The organism is Streptomyces sp. NBC_00433 (genome assembly GCA_036015235.1).
Lineage (GTDB): Bacteria > Actinomycetota > Actinomycetes > Streptomycetales > Streptomycetaceae > Actinacidiphila.
On sequence record CP107926.1, the window covers coordinates 1,925,902 to 1,941,825 of the forward strand.

Here is a 15,924-nt window from a genome sequence, read left to right on the forward strand (position 1 = left end):
TCAGCCGAGCACGCGGTGGACGAGCGTGTCGCGCTCGGTCTGCGGGATCGCCGTCCACCGCATGCCGCGCAGGGCACCCTCCAGCGCCAGCAGGGTGTGGGTGCAGGCGTCGTCCGGCAGGTCGGGGCGGATCTTCTCGAAGGCCCTGCCCGATCCCAGCCGGCGCAGTTCGCCGGCGTCGTCGACGCCCGCGCGGCGCAGGCGGTCGGCGAGCACCGCCCCGATGTTCGGCAGCTGCTGTAGGGAGTCCACGTGGTGCCTCCGGTGCCAGGCTGATGGGTGAGTCAAGGGAACGTCTGCCGCCATCATGCACATATGCCGCACCCCAGCCGGCGACCAGGGCGTTGACACGCCCTGGTCGTAACCCCTGCGCGGGGTGGGCGCCACCGGATCGGGTGACGCGCCACCCTGCTCCCGCGCGGGCCTCTTCCCCCCGGGGTGCCGGGACCCGTCCGATCCGGGACCTTCTGCCGGTGCGGGGTTGCTCGCGCAGTCCCCCGCGCCCCTGGACCCCCGGGGGTGGCCCGCCCCCTCTGAACCGGGACCCACCGGCAGAGAGGGCTGGGCGCGCAGTTCCCCGCGCCCCCGGGGGTGGCCCGACCCCTCTGAACCGGGACCCACCGGCAGTGCGGGGCTGGGCGCGCAGTTCCCCGCGCCCCTCAACCCCCGGGGGTGGCCGGACCCCTCTGAACCGGGACCCACCGGCAGGGGGGGTTGCTCGCGGCCCTGGCTGGCTGCGGGCGGTCAGTCTTCTGCGGTCTCTGCCAGGACCTGGGACAGTTCTGGGGTGCCGTTTTCGGCCCAGGTGTGGCCCGCTTCCACGGTGTCGATCTCGCGGCCGGTGGTGAGGCGGACCACCGGGTGGCCGTTGGGCCGTATCTGCCAGTGGGCGCCGGGGACCGTACGGACGATGACCGTGCCCAGGTAGAGGCCCGCGTCATTGCCGAGGCGGTCGAGTGCCTGCTCCTCCTCGTCGCGCCAGTTGGGGACGAGTTGGTCGAGCGCGCTCAACGAGGCGGCGGAGTCGTCCAATTCCACCCCGTCGTCCGCCGCCCTGGCCCGCAGCAGCGGGCATTCGCCCAGCAGTTCGGCCAGCATCGCGGGGTCGGGCCGGTCCCGGTCGCCGAAGACGGCGAAGCTGCTGGCCACGGCATGCCGCTTGCGCCACTGGCTGATGAGGGGGATGTCCATCCCCCCAGCCTGGCACCGCGTCCACCGCTCCGATACCAGGCACGCGGCCTGATGTCAGGCGTCGAGGTCCACCACGACCGGGGCGTGGTCGGAGGCGCCCTTGCCCTTGCGCTCCTCGCGGTCGACATACGCGTCGGACACGGCCTTGGCGAACGGCCCGTTGCCGTACACCAGGTCGATGCGCATGCCGCGGTTCTTGGGGAAGCCGAGCTGGCGGTAGTCCCAGTAGGTGAACGGGTGGTCGTACTTGAGCGGGCGCGGGACCACGTCGGTCAGGCCGGTGCCGCGCAGCGCGGCCAGGGCGTCCCGCTCGGGGGCGGTGACATGCGTCTGGCCCTCGAAGACCGAGATGTCCCAGACGTCCTCGTCGGTCGGTGCCACGTTGTAGTCGCCGAGGACCGCGAAGGGCAGCTCGCCCACCGCGTCGTCGGCCACCGCGGCGCGCAGCGCGTCGAACCACTGGAGCTTGTACGCGTAGTGCGCGTGGCCGACCTCGCGCCCGTTGGGCACGTAGACCGACCACAGGCGGACCGGGCCGCAGGTCGCGGACACCGCCCGCGGCTCCTGCACCCCGTCGTAGGCGGGGCCGCCGGGCAGGCCCTTGACGATGTCGGCCAGGCCCACCCGGGAGATCAGCGCCACGCCGTTCCACCGCCCGTCGGCATTGACCGCGGCCTCGTAGCCGAGCTCGCGCAGCTCGTCGTACGGGAACTGCTCGTCGGTGCACTTGGTCTCCTGGACGCACAGGACGTCCGTGCCGCTGCTCTCCAGCCAGCCGAGCAGCCGGGGCAGCCGGGCGGTGATCGAGTTGATGTTCCAGGTCGCGATGCGCATACGGACCAACCTAGCGGCTGGGTCCGACAACGAGCCGCACGCCCTGGTCCGGTCAGGTCCCGGTGCCGTCGCCGGGCGCGAGCCGCAGGTGCTCGGCGGCGGTCAGATTGGTCAAGAGCATGTCGTAGAGCGGCCGGGCCAGGTCGGTCAGCAGCGCGTCGTGGACGTCGACGGCCCGCCGCGGCGCGACCTCGCGGACGTAGTCGATCACCTCGGAGACCTTGTTCCAGGGCGCGTGCACCGGCAGCAGCAGGGTGTCCACCGGGTAGCCGGGCACGGTCAGGGCGTCCCCGGGGTGGAAGACGGCCCCCTCGACCAGGAAGCCCACATTGGTGATCCGCGGCAGGTCGGGGTGGATGACGGCGTGCAGCTCGCCGTGCACCTGCACGTCGAAGCCGGCGGCGGTGAAGGTGTCGCCGTGGCCCACGGTGTGCACCCGGCCGGGGAAGGCCGCCGAGAGCTGCTCGGCGACGCTCGCCAGGGTCCACACCTCGGCTGCCGGGTTGGCTTCCAGACAGGCCCGCAGCCGGGCGGGGTCGAAGTGGTCCGGGTGCTCGTGGGTGACCAGGATGACGTCCGCGCCGTCCGCCGCGTCCTGTTCGCTGAAGGCACCCGGGTCGATGACGAGCGTCAGCCCGTCCTTCTCCATCCGGACGCAGGAGTGCTGTTTCTTGGTCAGCTTCACTGGATTCCACCCTCGCCGGTTGCGCGTCGGTCGGACTCGGTGCCCAGGGGCTGTCCCGCACCCCTGGGGTTCGGCGCCGCGCGGGACGGCGGCGCCCGTATTCCATCCTGCTACGGATGCCCGTTGGTCTCCTGCTCGACCACGGTGCGTGCCGCCGCCAGCGCGGCCCGTGCGGCCGGCAGCCCGCAGTAGACCGCGGTGTGCAGCAGCACCTCCTCGATCTCGGCCGGGCTCAGGCCGATCCGCAGCGCGCCCCTGACGTGGTCGGCCAGTTCGGCGAGCTGCCCGGTCGCGGTCAGCGCGGTGAGCGTGACGCAGGCGCGGGTGCGCCGGTCCAGGCCGGGCCTGGCCCATATCTCGCCCCACGAATAGCGGGTGGCGAAGGCGTCGAAGCCGCTGCCGAAGCCGTCGCCGGTGGTCAGCGGCCGGTCGGCGCCCGCGCTCTCGCCGATGACCTCGCTGCGGATACGGGAGCCCTCGGCGAGCCGGTCGGGCGTCGCGGAGGCCGGGATACGGGCCGGGGGGACCGGCGAGACCGGCGGCGGGGGCAGCGGCATAGCGGCGGGGGTGTGGTCCTGCCAGGCGGTGCCGAAGTGGGTGGCGAGCAGCTCGCCGACCGCGACGGGCTCCTCGACGGGCGCGAGGTGCCCGGTGGCGGGGACCACCGCGAGCCGCGAGTCGGGGATGCCGGCGACCAGCAGCCGGGCGTCGGCCGGCGGCGTCTCGGTGTCGTCGGCGCCGGCCACCACCAGGGTGGGCACTCCTATGCTGCCGAGCGAGTCGCGGATGTCGAAGGCCGCCAGAGCCTCGCAGGCGGCCACGTAGCAGGCCGGGTCGGTGCTGGCGACCATCTGCACGGCCCACTCGGTGATGGCCGGCTGGGTGGCGAGGAAGGCGTCGGTGAACCAGCGCTTGGGGCCGGTCTGCGCGGTGCGGTCCAGGCCGTTGGCGCGGACCACGACGCCGCGCTGCCGCCAGGTGTCGGCGGAGCCGAAGCGCGCGGCGGCCGACACCAGGGCGAGGGCGGCGACCCGGTCGGGCCGCAGCAGCGCCAGCCGGGCGCCGATGGCGGCGCCGAGCGCGCAGCCCGCGTAGCCGAAGGTGTCGATGCCCTCGTCGTCCAGGACGGCGAGCAGCCGCCTTGCCAGGTCGTCGACGGACGACGCGGGCTCCGCGGGGGCGCCGCCGTGCCCTGGCAGCTCGTAGCGCAGCACCCGCCAGTTGGTGGCGAGCATCGGCAGCTGCCGGTCCCACATGTGCCAGGTCGCGCCGAGGGCGGGGCCCAGCACCAGCACGGGTGCGCCGGCCGGCCCGTCGAAGCGGTACTGCAGCGGAGGCGCTCCTGCGTACATGTCGTCCATGTCGTCGTAGTCGGCCATGCGGTCGCCCCGGGGGCCGGCCGCATAGTCGGCTGCGGCGCCGAAGGGCGCGTCGGTCGTCAGCTCGCTCATCGCTTCACGCTACCGACTCCTGGGGCCACCCGGGTCACCCGCCCCCGAAGCCGTGCTGGAAGTTGACAGTGGACACCACATAGACCACAGGCGTGTCGGCGTGTGTGAGGTCCACGGTGATGTCGTGGTCGGGCTTGTCCCCGGCCTGGTGGGAGGACATCCCGGCCCACTCGTGGTCGGGGAGGTCGAAGTTCCAGCCGACCTGCGCCGACTGCTTGTCGCTGATCGCGACCTTGCCGTCGTCCAGCGCGGCCCGGCTGGTGCCGAGCTGCGCGAGGAAGGTGTCGAGGCCGCCCGCGCTGGTGGTGAACTGGCAGTAGAACTCGCTGGTGTCCCAGGAGTTCGTCTCCAGGTAGCCGTCGTGGACGGTGCCGTCGGGGATCGGCACCTGGTAGATGCGGCGCTGCAGCTCGCTGGGCACGACCCAGGTCAGATGGCGTGCGGCGGCCTGCTTCTGGACGTCCTGGCCGCTGTCGCGGCTCTGCGCGGCGGAGATGATCACATAGCCGAGCGGGACGAGCACCAGCAGCGGCACGACCACCCAGCGCATCCAGCGGGGCAGCTCGCGCGGCACCGGCAGCGCGGAGCCGCCGTCGCCGCCCCGCCCGCCGCCCGGACCCTCGTCACCCGGACCCTCGTCGCCTGGACCGCCGGGCGCGGGCTCGGCGGCAGCGGTGTCCTCGTCGGCATACTGCGGTACGGCCTCCCGTTCGGGGGTCGTCGTCACGAGTCGGCCTCCTGCCGGCCGTAGATCCTGCCGTAGCGCTCGTAGCGCTCGACCCGGCGGCGGTTGGCGCGGCGGAAGCGGCGGGCGACCAGCCTGGCCAGGTCGGCGGCGCCGACCATGCCGGCCTCGGGGCCCAGCTCCGCCTTGGCGATCCTGGCCTCGGGGCGGTAGCCGCGGCCCGTCAGCGTACGGCGGAAGGCGTCCCTCGCAGGGGCGATCAGCAGATCGTCCGCCGCGCTGACGCCGCCGCCGATGACGAAGCACGACGGGTCGAGGGCGGCGGCGAGGTTGGCGATGCCGACGCCGAGCCACTGGCCGATGTCCTGGAAGAGCTCCACGCACATCGGGTCGCCGGCTCGGGCCAGCTCGGTGATCAGCGGCCCGGTGATGTCGCCGACATGGCCGCCGACCCGGTCGATGATGCCGTACGCCACGGGCGAGTCGGCGGCGGCCAGCTCGCGGGCCTCCCTGACCAGGGCGTTGCCCGAGCTGTACTGCTCCCAGCAGCCGCGGTTGCCGCAGGCGCAGCGGTGGCCGCCCGGCACGACCTGCATATGGCCGAATTCGCCGGCGACCCCGTAGCGGCCCCGCTTGACCTGGCCGTCCTCCAGGATGGCGCCGCCGATGCCGGTGCCCAGGGTGATCATCACCAGGTCGGCCTCGCCGCGGCCGGCGCCGAAGCGCCATTCGGCCCAGGCGGCGGCGTTGGCGTCGTTGTCGACCATGACCGGGACGAGCAGCCGCTCCGCGAGCCGTTCGCGCAGCGGTTCGTCGCGCCAGGACAGGTGCGGGGCGAAGAGGATGCGGGAGCGGTCGGCGTCCACCCAGCCGGCCGCGCCGATGCCGACCGCGTGCACGTCGTGCCGCTCCGACAGGTCGAGGACCAGCTCCACGATGGTGTCCTCGACCACCTTGGGGCTCTTGGACTTGTCGGGGGTCTCGGTGCGCAGCGTCTCAAGGATGACCCCGTCGGCGTCCACCACCCCGGCCATGACCTTGGTGCCGCCGATGTCGATGCCGACGGTCGGCACCCGGGGCGCCGTCAGGTGGCTGCGTCTCTCCCGGCGCTCGGCGCCGCTGACATTGCGCCACACCGTCGCTCTGGCGGCGCTGCCGCGATACACACGTTCACGATTGGCACTCAAGCGCGGATCTCCGGGTCGGTGGCGGCCGGCGGGTCCTCGGCCAGGGGTTCCGCGGCCGGCGTGTCTCCGGCCGCCGGCGCCTTGGCCGCCGGTGCGCGGCTCAGTTCATGCGTCAGCTCGTCCAGCTCGCTGCCCCCGGCCATCTCCCGGGTCAGCTCGTCAAGCGTAATGTCCTTCTTGAAGTGGCTGCCCGACATCGTGCCCCGCTTCAGCAGGACGAAGCGGTCGCCGACGAGGTAGGCGTGGTGCGGGTTGTGGGTGATCAGCACGACCCCGAGCCCGGCGTCGCGGGCCGCGGCCACGTATTTGAGCACCATTCCCGACTGCTTGACGCCGAGCGCGGCGGTGGGCTCGTCGAGGACCAGCACCCTGGCGCCGAAGTGGACGGCCCTGGCGATGGCCACGCACTGCCGCTCACCGCCGGACAGGGTGCCGATCGGCTGGTCGACGTCGCGCAGGTCGATGCCCATCCGCAGCAGCGCGGCATGGGTGGTGCGGCGCATGGCGGCGACGTCGAGGCGGCGCAGCGGGCCGCGGCCCTTGGTGGGCTCGGACCCGAGGAAGAAATTCCGCCATACGGGCATCAGCGGCACCACGGCCAGGTCCTGGTAGACGGTGGCGATGCCGCGGTCCAGGGCGTCGCGCGGTGACGCGTGCCTGACCTGCTCGCCGGCGACGGCGTAGCTGCCGGAGTCGTGCGGGTGCAGTCCGGCGATGATCTTGATGAGGGTGGATTTCCCCGCGCCGTTGTCGCCCAGGACACAGGTGATCTCTCCGGCGTGCACTTCCAGTGAGACGCCCCGCAGGGCTCGGACGTTCCCGTAGGACTTGGAGACGTCGGTCAGCGCCACCAGCGGGGCGGTCGCCGTGTCGGTCGTGGTGGTCATGCGGTGGCCTCCGCCCGCTTGCGTACCCAGGCGTTGAGCAGGGTGGCGAGCAGCAGCATCGCCCCGAGGAAGAACTTGAACCAGTCGGGATTCCACTGGGCGTAGACGATGCCCTTGTTGGTCATGCCGAAGATGAACGCGCCGACCGCGGACCCGATGGCGCTGCCGTAGCCGCCGGTCATCAGGCAGCCGCCGATCACGGCCGCGATGATGTACAGGAACTCGTTGCCGACGCCCTCCCCCGACTGGACCACGTCGAAGGAGAAGAGCAGGTGCTGGCCGGAGACCCAGGCGCAGAAGGCCACCGCCATGTAGAGCCCGACCTTGGTGCGCGCCACCGGGACGCCGACCGCGCGGGCCGCGTCGGCATTGCCGCCGGCCGCGAAGATCCAGTTGCCGGCCCGGGTGCGCAGCAGCACCCAGGTGGCGACCGCGACCAGGCCGAGCCACCACAGGACGGTCACCTGGAGGTCGACCGAGCCGACGGTCCAGTGCGAGGCGAAGACGGCGTGGGCTGCGGGGAAGCCCTCCATGTCGCCGATCGACTTGGTCGCCACGGTGCCGCTGATCAGCTTGGTCAGGCCCAGGTTCAGGCCGGTCAGCATCAGGAAGGTGCCCAGCGTGATGATGAAGCTGGGCAGCTTGGTGCGCACCAGCATGATCCCGTTGAAGGCGCCGAAGGCCAGCGTCACCAGCAGCGAGACGCCGGCGCCGACCCAGACGTTCGCGGTCATCTGGAAGCTGAACATCGAGGAGGCCAGCGCGGAGCTGGTCACCATCACGCCGGCCGACAGGTCGAACTCGCCGCCGATCATCAGCAGCGCCACCGGCACCGCCATGATCCCGATGGTGGACGAGGCGTAGAGGACGGTGCCGAAGCTGGACCACTGCAGGAAGGGGTCGGCGGCGAAGGCGAAGAAGAGGAAGACCGCCGCGGCCCCGACGACCGCTCCCAGCTCCGGGCGGCCGAGCAGCCGCCGCGCCGTGGACCGCGGCGCGAGCCGCTCGTCCGCCACGAGGGCGAGGCCGGTCACCGGGTGCCCCGCTTGGCATAGGACAGCAGCGCGTCGGCGTCGTCCTCGGTGACGATCTGCGGGCCGGTGAGCACGGCCTGGCCGCCGCCGAGGGTGTCCTTGTTGTAGCGGTGGAGCCACAGCAGGTCCACCGCCTCGTAGCCCTGGAGGTAGGGCTGCTGGTCCACGGCGAAGCCGATGGTGCCGTTCTTCAGCGAGGCCGCGACCTGCGGGTTCAGGTCGAAGGTGTCGATCTCGGCGCTGGAGCCCGACTGCTGCTTGGCCTTGGCGGCGGTGTCGGCGAAGGGGGCGCCGAGGGTGACGACGGAGTCGATGGACCTGTCGGACTGGAGCTTGGCCTGGATCGCGGACAGCACGTCGGGCATGTTGGTGCCGTTGACGTAGAGGTTGTCCATCCGGCCGGAGAATTTCTCCTTGGCCCCGGCGCAGCGCTGTTCGAGGCCCACATTGCCCTGCTCGTGCAGGACGCACAGGGCGTGGTGCCTGCCCCGGGTGTTCAGCTCCTCGCCGACCGCATTGCCGGCGATGGCCTCGTCCTGGCCGATGTGGGTGAGCGCGCCGAACTCCTTGGACTGGGCGGCGCCGGAATTGATGGTGATCACCGGTATGCCGGCGGCTTCGGCCTTGGCGAGGACCGCCTTCATCGCGTCGGGCTTGGCCAGGGTGACGACCAGGCCGTCGACGTGGCTGTCGACGGCGGCCTGGACGAGCTGGGCCTGCTGGTCGCCCTGGTCGCTGCTGGAGTAGACGAACTTGATGTTGTCCTTGGCCGCGGCCTGCCTTGCGCCGCTCTGGACGATGTCCCAGAAGGTGTCGCCGGCTCCCGAGTGGGTGACCATGGCGAAGGTCCAGTGCGGTGTGTTCACGGCCGAGCCGTTCGCCGCGAGCTTCTTGGCCCGGTCCTCCGCGCGCTTGCCGCCGGTGCTGCTGCATCCGGCGAGGCCGGCCGCGCCGAGCACCACCGCCAGGAGTGCGCCCAGCGCCTTCGTTCCCGCCCTTGCCATCGCCACGAGGCCCGCCTTTCCGTTCCGGTTCGTGTTGCAGCCGAGGTGGAAGTGCTGCGAAAAGCTTCGAGCGACGACCATCCCGGCGGGCCAAGTATCCGTCAAGAGGTACGGCAACCCTGCCGCCGGGAGGCTCCAGCGGGGTCGCGGCCTGCGGTATACGGCTCAGCCGCGGACCAGCAGCCGGAATTCGAAGGTGTAGCGGGAGGCCCGGTAGACGTGGGCGCCGAATTCGACCGGCCGGCCGCGGTCGTCGTAGCTGACCCGCCGCATGGTGAGCAGCGCCGCCCCCGGGGGCTCGCCGAGCAGCCCGCACTCCTCCGCGGTGCCCGACCTGGCGCCGACGCTCTGCTGGGCGCTGTGCAGGGTGATGCCGTGCCGCCGCATCAGGGCGTAGAGGCTGCTGCTCTCCAGCTCGCCGGTGGGCAGGTCGAGCAGGTCGCTGGGCAGGTAGTTGCACAGATACGCCACCGGTTCGCCGCGGGTGAGCCGCAGCCGGTGCACCACGGTGACCTGGCAGGACTCCGGCAGCCCGAGCGCGGCGGTGACCTCGGCGGGGGCGGGGCCGCGGGTGTTGTGCAGCACCCGGGTGGTGGGGTGCAGGCCGGCGGCGGCGAGGTCCTCGTAGAGGCTGCTCAGCTCCATGGGGCGGGCGACCCCGGTGTGCACGACCTGGGTGCCGACGCCGCGGCGGCGCACCAGCAGGCCCTTGTCGACCAGCAGCCTGATCGCCTGCCGGACGGTGGGACGGGACAGGCCGAGCCTGGCGGCCAGCTCGATCTCGTTGCCGAGCAGGCTGCCGGGGGTGAGCGCACCGTCCTCTATGGCCGACTCCAGCTGCCGGGCCAGCTGGAAGTACAGCGGTACGGGGCTCGCCCGGTCCACGGCGAGCCGCAGCTGTGCGGGCTCGTGCTTGGGCACGCTGGGAGCGTAGCGGGACGGCATCATGACGGGAAGTCCTTATGTCCGGACAAAGCGTTGACACGAGTGCGGGTGGCGCGGGAGGTTGGGACGGCGCGGACAGCCGTCACGACTCCTCTTCCGAAGGGGCAGGAGCAGGTATGCGGATCGGACTCATCGGCGCGGGGCGGATCGGCGGCTTTCACGCCGGGACGCTGCGGGCACACCCCGACGTCGGCGAGCTGCTGGTCGCGGACGCGGACCCGGCCCGTTCACGGCAGGTCGCCGCCCGGCACGGCGGCCGGGCCATGACGGTCGACCAGCTCTTCGCGGCCCGGCCCGACGCGCTGGTCATCGCCTCGGCGACCGCCGCGCACGCGGGCCTGATCGCCCGGGGGGTCCAGGCCGGGGTGCCGGCTTTCTGCGAGAAGCCGATCGCCCTGGACCTCGCGGGCACGGTCGCCGCGCTGGAGGCGGTGGAGGGCGGCGACGCGGTGCTGCAGATCGGCTTCCAGCGCCGCTTCGACCCCGGTTACGCCGCCGCCCGGCATGCGGTCGCCGCCGGGCAACTCGGCCGCCTGCACACCGTACGCACCGTCAGCTCCGACCCGGCGCCGCCGCCGGCGGCCTATGTCCCGCTGTCCGGCGGGCTCTACCGCGACTGCCTGATCCACGATTTCGACATCCTGCGCTGGGTGACCGGCCGGGCGGTGACGGAGGTGTACGCGGCGGGTGCGAACGTCGGCGCGGACTTCTTCCGTGCCGCGGGCGACGCGGACACCGCCGCGGTGCTGCTCACCCTGGCGGGCGGGGTGCTGGCCACCGCGACGGCGACGCGGTACAACGCGGCGGGTTACGACGTGCGGATGGAGCTGGCCGGCACCGACGACCAGATCGCGGTCGGCGTCGCCGCCCGCACCCCGCTGACCTCGGTGGAGCCGGGCGGCGCCGCGCCGCGTACGCCCTGGTCGGGCTTCCTCGACCGGTTCGGCTCGGCCTACCGGGCCGAAATGGACACCTTCCTGCGCGTCGCACGCGGGGTCGAGGCCAATCCCTGCGAGGGTCGGGACGCGCTGCGGGCCCTGCTGGTCGCGGAGGCCTGCGAGGTCTCCCGGCGCGAGCGGCGCCCGGTGCCGGTCGCCGAGGTCGAGGCGGCCGCGCGGGCCTGCCACGGCGGCGCGCGAAAGGGAGTGGTGGCGTGAGGCGGGAGCGGATCGCTGCGGCGCCGATCTCCTGGGGCGTCTGCGAAGTCCCTGGCTGGGGGCACCAGTTGACGCCCGAGCGGGTGCTCGACGAGATGACCGGGCTCGGCATCACGGCGAGCGAGTTCGGCCCCGACGGCTTCCTGCCAGGGCCGCTGCTCGCGGCGTACGGCGTGACCGCGGTGGGCGGCTTCGTGCCCGCGGTGCTCCACGACCCCGGGCACGACCCGCTGCCCGACGTACGGGCCGCGCTCGACCGCTTCACCACGGCCGGCGCCCGCACCCTCGTGCTGGCCGCGGCGACCGGCCTCGACGGCTACGACGAGCGCCCCGACGTCGACGCGGCCGGCTGGCGCCTGCTGCTCGACCGGTTGGACGAGATCGACTCGCTGGCGGCGTCCCTGGGTGTGACCGCGGCCCTGCACCCGCACGTCGGCACGGTCGTCGAAGGCCCGGCCGAGGTCGACCGGGTCCTCGACGGCAGCGGCATCGGCCTGTGCCTCGACACCGGCCACCTGCTGATCGGCGGCACCGACCCGGTGGCCCTCGCCCGGCGCGCCGCCTCCCGCGTCGCCCACGTCCACCTCAAGGACGTCGACGCCGCCGCCGCGTCCGCGGTCCGCACCGGCCGCACGACCTACACGGCCGCGGTCACAGCGGGCCTCTACCGCCCCCTCGGAGCCGGCGACCTGGACCTCCCGTCCCTGCTCACGTCCCTGGAGTCCGCGGATTACCCCGGCTGGTACGTGATGGAACAGGACACCGTCCTCCCTTCCCCACCCCCGCCAGCCACCGGCCCCCTGACCGACGTCCACTCCTCCCTGACCTGGCTAGAGTCCTGGACCCCCCACCCATGACCCACAAGCCGACCAAGCCCGTCCGGCGCTTGAGGACGAGCGGCCAAGTGGACGCAGCCGCCGAGCAAACCCAGCCCGCCGAGCAAACCCAGCCCGTCCGGCGCTTGAGGACGAGCGGCCAAGTGGACGCAGCCGCCGAGCAAACCCACCCCGCCGAGCAAACCCAGCCCGTCCGGCGCTTGAGGACGAGCGGGCAGGTGGACGCAGGCGTCAGGCAAACACAGCCCGTCCGGCGCTTGAGGACAGAGGGGCGGGCGGGCGGGGAAGAACCCACGGCCGAGCCGTACGACGTCATCACCCTCGGCCGGGTCGGGGTCGACCTCTACCCCGAACAAAGCGGCATCGGCCTCGCCGAAGTCAGAAGCTTCGCGAAATACCTCGGCGGCACCGCCGCCAACGTCGCGGTGGCGGCGGCCCGCCTCGGCCTGAAAACCTCCGTGCTCAGCGCGGTAGGCCCCGACCCCTTCGGAACCTTCGTGCGCACCGCCCTCAAAGGCTTCGGCGTGGACGCCGCCCACGTCGCGACGATCCCCGACACCCAGACCCCCGTGGTCTTCTGCGAACTGTTCCCGCCCGACGACTTCCCGATCCACTTCTACCGCCGCCCCGTCGCGCCCGACGAGTGCCTGACCCCCGCCCACCTGCCGCCGGAGGCGATCCGTACCGCCCGCGCCCTGTGGATCACCGGCTCCGCGCTGGCCGTCGAGCCGACCCGCTCCACGGTCTTCGCCGCGCTGGAGGAGCGCGCGGGCGGCGAGGTCTGGTTCGACCTGGACTGGCGGCCCGGTTTCTGGGCCGACCCCGCCGAGGCACCGGCGCTCTACGCCCGCGCGCTGGCGTATGCCACGCTCGCGGTCGGCAACCGCGAGGAGGTCGAGGTCGCGGTGGGCAGCGCGGACCCGGAGACGGCGGCCGGGCTGCTGCTGCGGCGGGGGGTGCGCACCGCGGTGGTCAAGCAGGGCCCGGCGGGCGCCCTGGTCCGTACCGCCAGGGAGCAGTACGTGGCGCCGCCGCTGCCGGTGAAGGTCGTCAACGGCCTCGGCGCCGGGGACGCCTTCGGCGGCGCGCTGTGCGCGGGCCTGATCGCGGGCGACCCGCTGCCCGAGGTGCTGCGGGCGGCCAACGCGGCGGGCGCGATCGTCGCGTCCCGCCTGGCGTGTGCCGACGCGATGCCGACGCGGGCGGAGATCGACGCGATGCTGCACGAGCAGCCCGCCCCGAACGGCGGCGCGGGCCCGCGGCCGGACGGAACCTCCGACCCCCACTCGGGAGTTGACCGGCCATGACGCATCTCCCCGCGGGCAGCGGCGCCCGGGACGGCTATGACCTGTGGATCGACCCTGCGTCGGCCGGCTGGGCCTATTCGGCACTGCGGGTGCTGACCCTGGAGCCGGGCGGGCAGCGGGACTTCGGGACCGGGGACAGCGAGTGGATCGTGCTGCCGCTGGCGGGGGCGTGCACCGTGCTGGTCGACGGTGAGGCCTTCGCGCTGCACGGCCGCGCCGACGTCTTCTCCGGGGTGACGGACTTCGGGTATCTGCCGCGTGACGCGCACGCGGTGGTCGCTTCCGCGGCCGGCGGCCGCTTCGCGCTGGCCGGGGCGCGCTGCTCGCGCCGGCTGCCGCCCCGCTACGGCCCTGCGGCCGGTGTGCCGGTGGAGCTGCGCGGCGCGGGCGGCGCGACCCGCCAGGTGAACAACTTCGCCGCGGCCGGGGTCTTCGCGTGCGACCGGCTGATCGCGGTGGAGGTGCTGACGCCGGGCGGCAACTGGTCGTCCTTCCCGCCGCACAAGCACGACGAGGCGGGGCCGCACGAGTCGCGGCTCGAAGAGGTCTACTACTACGAACTGGCGGGCGGACCGGCCGCGTTGGGCTACCAGCGGGTCTACCCCTCCCCGCACGGCTCCACCGATGTGCTGGCCGAGGTCCGCTCGGGCGACGCCGTGCTGATCCCGGACGGCTGGCACGGCCCGAGCATGGCGGTGCCCGGCTACGACATGTACTACCTCAACGTGATGGCGGGGCCCGGCCCTTCGCGGTCCTGGCTGATCACCGACGACCCGGCGCACGCGTGGGTGCGGGACGGCTGGGCGGACCAGCGCACCGACCCGCGGCTGCCGTTGTACGAGGCCCCGGCACGGGAGGACGGCTCGTGAGGCTCACCGTCGCGCAGGCACTGATCCGCTTCCTGTCGGTGCAGTTCACCGAGCGGGACGGGGTGCGGCACCGCACGGTCGCCGGGATGTGGGGCATCTTCGGCCACGGCAATGTCGCCGGCGTCGGCCAGGCGCTGCTGGAGGCGGGCCCCGAGGCGATGCCCTTCCACCAGGGCCGCAACGAGCAGGCCATGGTGCATGCCGCGGTCGGCTACGCCCGTATGACGCACCGCCTGTCGACGCTGGCCTGCACCACCTCGATCGGCCCCGGCGCGACGAACCTGGTCACCGGCGCGGCCCTGGCCACCGTCAACCGCGTGCCGGTGCTGCTGCTCCCCGGCGACGTCTTCGCGACCAGGCCCGCCGACCCGGTGCTCCAGCAGCTCGAAGTGCCGTGGGCCTACGACGTGTCCGTCAACGACACGCTGCGCCCGGTGTCCCGCTACTTCGACCGGATCTGGCGGCCCGAGATGCTGCCGGCCTCGCTGCTCCAGGCGATGCGGGTGCTGACCGACCCGGTGGACACCGGTGCGGTCACGCTGGCGCTGCCGCAGGACGTGCAGGCCGAAGCCCACGACTGGCCCGACGACCTCTTCCGCGAGCGGGTCTGGCACGTACGGCGGCCGCTGCCGGACGCGGCGGCGCTGGAGGAGGGTGCCGCGCTGCTGCGGTCGGCCCGGCGCCCGCTGATCGTGGCGGGCGGCGGGGTGCGCCATTCCGAGGCGGCGCCCGTACTGGCGCGGTTCGCGGCCGCGACCGGCGTCCCGGTGGCGGAGACGCAGGCCGGGAAGGGCTCGCTGCGCTGGGACCACCCGCAGGCGCTGGGCGCGATCGGCCACACCGGTACGGCTCCGGCGGACGCGGCGGCGCGGGAGGCCGACGTGGTCCTCGGTGTCGGCACCCGCTGGACGGACTTCACGACGGCTTCCGGCTCGCTCTTCGCCCCGGGCGCGCGCTTCGTCAACCTCAACGCGGCCTCCTTCGACGGCCACAAGATGGCGGGCCTGGCCCTGGTGGGCGACGCGCGCGCCGGACTGACCGCGCTGGCCGCCGAGTTGACCGGCTTCCGCGCACCGCAGCGGACTTACGCGGTGGACGAGTGGCGGGCGCGTACGGACGCGGTCTTCGGCAAGGGCGGCGGCGACGGGGCTTGGCCGCCCTCGCAGGGCGAGGTGATCGGGGCGCTGGACGCGGTGCTCGGCGACCGTGACGTGCTGATCAATGCGGCCGGGTCGATGCCGGGCGACCTGCACAAGCTGTGGCGGTCCCGGGACCCGGAGCAATACCACGTCGAATACGGCTACTCCTGCATGGGTTACGAGATCCCCGCCGCCATCGGTGTACGGCTCGCGGCCCCCGACCGCGAGGTCTTCGCGCTGGTCGGCGACGGTACGTACCTGATGCTGCCGACCGAGATCGTCACGGCCGTGCAGGAGGGCATCCCGGTCAACCTGGTGATCGTCCAGAACCACGGCTACGCCTCGATCGGCGGCCTGTCGGCCCAGGTCGGCGCGGAGGGCTTCGCGACGGCCTACCGATTCCCGGGCGCGGGCGGCGACTTCACGGGTACGCCGCTCCCGGTCGACCTGGCGGCGAACGCGGCCAGCCTCGGCCTTGAGGTCTTCACCCCGGGCAGCGCGGCGGAATTGCGCACGGCGCTGGCCGCCGCCCGCAACTCCCCGCGCCCGACCGCGGTCTACGTCGAGACCGACCCGTCCCGCCCGGCCCCGGGCGCCGAGGCCTGGTGGGACGTCCCGGTCGCCGAGGTGTCCACCCGCCCGTCCACCCGCGCGGCCCGCACCACTTACGAGGCGTCCCGCCCGGCCCGGGACGCCCGCCCGAGGCTGTGACC

Annotated in this window: 16 protein-coding genes; 5 read left to right on the forward strand and 11 right to left on the reverse strand. The window is 73.3% G+C overall.

Annotated elements, in window-relative coordinates; translation table 11 throughout:
* The 11 genes from OG900_07810 to OG900_07860 form a co-directional block, all read right to left on the reverse strand.
* Entirely contained in the window at nucleotides 1-252 is a 252-nt protein-coding gene (locus tag OG900_07810; protein ID WUH90025.1) for a TfoX/Sxy family protein, read from the reverse strand.
* A gap of 492 nt (nucleotides 253-744) precedes the next feature.
* On the reverse strand, nucleotides 745-1,191 hold the full coding sequence (locus OG900_07815) for a DUF6278 family protein (protein WUH90026.1): 447 nt from the start codon (nucleotides 1,189-1,191) through the stop codon (nucleotides 745-747).
* Between the two features lie 54 nt (nucleotides 1,192-1,245).
* A complete protein-coding gene (locus OG900_07820) occupies nucleotides 1,246-2,025 on the reverse strand; it encodes an exodeoxyribonuclease III (protein ID WUH90027.1) in 780 nt (259 codons plus the stop codon).
* 52 nt (nucleotides 2,026-2,077) lie between these two features.
* Nucleotides 2,078-2,710 carry an MBL fold metallo-hydrolase gene (locus OG900_07825; GenBank protein WUH90028.1) on the reverse strand — a complete coding sequence of 211 codons (633 nt, stop codon included), beginning with the start codon at nucleotides 2,708-2,710 and terminating at the stop codon, nucleotides 2,078-2,080.
* A gap of 110 nt (nucleotides 2,711-2,820) precedes the next feature.
* Nucleotides 2,821-4,062: an alpha/beta fold hydrolase gene (locus OG900_07830; protein WUH95659.1), complete on the reverse strand. Its 1,242-nt coding sequence runs from the start codon at nucleotides 4,060-4,062 to the stop codon at nucleotides 2,821-2,823.
* Nucleotides 4,063-4,195: 133 nt separating this feature from the next.
* Nucleotides 4,196-4,888 carry a hypothetical protein gene (locus tag OG900_07835; GenBank protein ID WUH90029.1) on the reverse strand — a complete coding sequence of 231 codons (693 nt, stop codon included), beginning with the start codon at nucleotides 4,886-4,888 and terminating at the stop codon, nucleotides 4,196-4,198.
* Nucleotides 4,885-6,033: an ROK family glucokinase gene (locus tag OG900_07840; protein WUH90030.1), complete on the reverse strand. Its 1,149-nt coding sequence runs from the start codon at nucleotides 6,031-6,033 to the stop codon at nucleotides 4,885-4,887. The genes OG900_07835 and OG900_07840 overlap by 4 nt, the downstream gene beginning before the upstream one ends.
* Nucleotides 6,030-6,920 carry an ATP-binding cassette domain-containing protein gene (locus OG900_07845; GenBank protein WUH90031.1) on the reverse strand — a complete coding sequence of 297 codons (891 nt, stop codon included), beginning with the start codon at nucleotides 6,918-6,920 and terminating at the stop codon, nucleotides 6,030-6,032. Before OG900_07845 ends, OG900_07840 begins: the two co-directional genes overlap by 4 nt.
* On the reverse strand, nucleotides 6,917-7,954 hold the full coding sequence (locus tag OG900_07850) for an ABC transporter permease (GenBank protein WUH90032.1): 1,038 nt from the start codon (nucleotides 7,952-7,954) through the stop codon (nucleotides 6,917-6,919). Before OG900_07850 ends, OG900_07845 begins: the two co-directional genes overlap by 4 nt.
* A complete protein-coding gene (locus OG900_07855; GenBank protein ID WUH95660.1) occupies nucleotides 7,951-8,958 on the reverse strand; it encodes a sugar ABC transporter substrate-binding protein in 1,008 nt (335 codons plus the stop codon). The genes OG900_07850 and OG900_07855 overlap by 4 nt, the downstream gene beginning before the upstream one ends.
* A 165-nt stretch (nucleotides 8,959-9,123) precedes the next feature.
* On the reverse strand, nucleotides 9,124-9,903 hold the full coding sequence (locus tag OG900_07860; GenBank protein WUH95661.1) for a GntR family transcriptional regulator: 780 nt from the start codon (nucleotides 9,901-9,903) through the stop codon (nucleotides 9,124-9,126).
* 116 nt (nucleotides 9,904-10,019) lie between these two features.
* Between OG900_07860 and OG900_07865 the strand changes: the two genes are divergently transcribed.
* The 5 genes from OG900_07865 to iolD all read left to right on the forward strand — a co-directional run bounded on the left by OG900_07865 (nucleotide 10,020) and on the right by iolD (nucleotide 15,922).
* Nucleotides 10,020-11,060: a Gfo/Idh/MocA family oxidoreductase gene (locus OG900_07865; GenBank protein WUH90033.1), complete on the forward strand. Its 1,041-nt coding sequence runs from the start codon at nucleotides 10,020-10,022 to the stop codon at nucleotides 11,058-11,060.
* Complete coding sequence (locus OG900_07870) at nucleotides 11,057-11,917, forward strand: TIM barrel protein (protein WUH90034.1); 861 nt, start codon at nucleotides 11,057-11,059, stop codon at nucleotides 11,915-11,917. Before OG900_07865 ends, OG900_07870 begins: the two co-directional genes overlap by 4 nt.
* A gap of 236 nt (nucleotides 11,918-12,153) precedes the next feature.
* The gene (gene iolC, locus OG900_07875) at nucleotides 12,154-13,203 is read left to right on the forward strand and encodes a 5-dehydro-2-deoxygluconokinase (GenBank protein ID WUH90035.1); all 1,050 of its coding nucleotides are present in this window, start codon (nucleotides 12,154-12,156) and stop codon (nucleotides 13,201-13,203) included.
* The gene (gene iolB, locus OG900_07880) at nucleotides 13,200-14,072 is read left to right on the forward strand and encodes a 5-deoxy-glucuronate isomerase (GenBank protein ID WUH90036.1); all 873 of its coding nucleotides are present in this window, start codon (nucleotides 13,200-13,202) and stop codon (nucleotides 14,070-14,072) included. The genes iolC and iolB overlap by 4 nt, the downstream gene beginning before the upstream one ends.
* Complete coding sequence (gene iolD, locus OG900_07885) at nucleotides 14,069-15,922, forward strand: 3D-(3,5/4)-trihydroxycyclohexane-1,2-dione acylhydrolase (decyclizing) (GenBank protein WUH90037.1); 1,854 nt, start codon at nucleotides 14,069-14,071, stop codon at nucleotides 15,920-15,922. The genes iolB and iolD overlap by 4 nt, the downstream gene beginning before the upstream one ends.
* The last annotated feature ends 2 nt before the right edge of the window (nucleotides 15,923-15,924 follow it).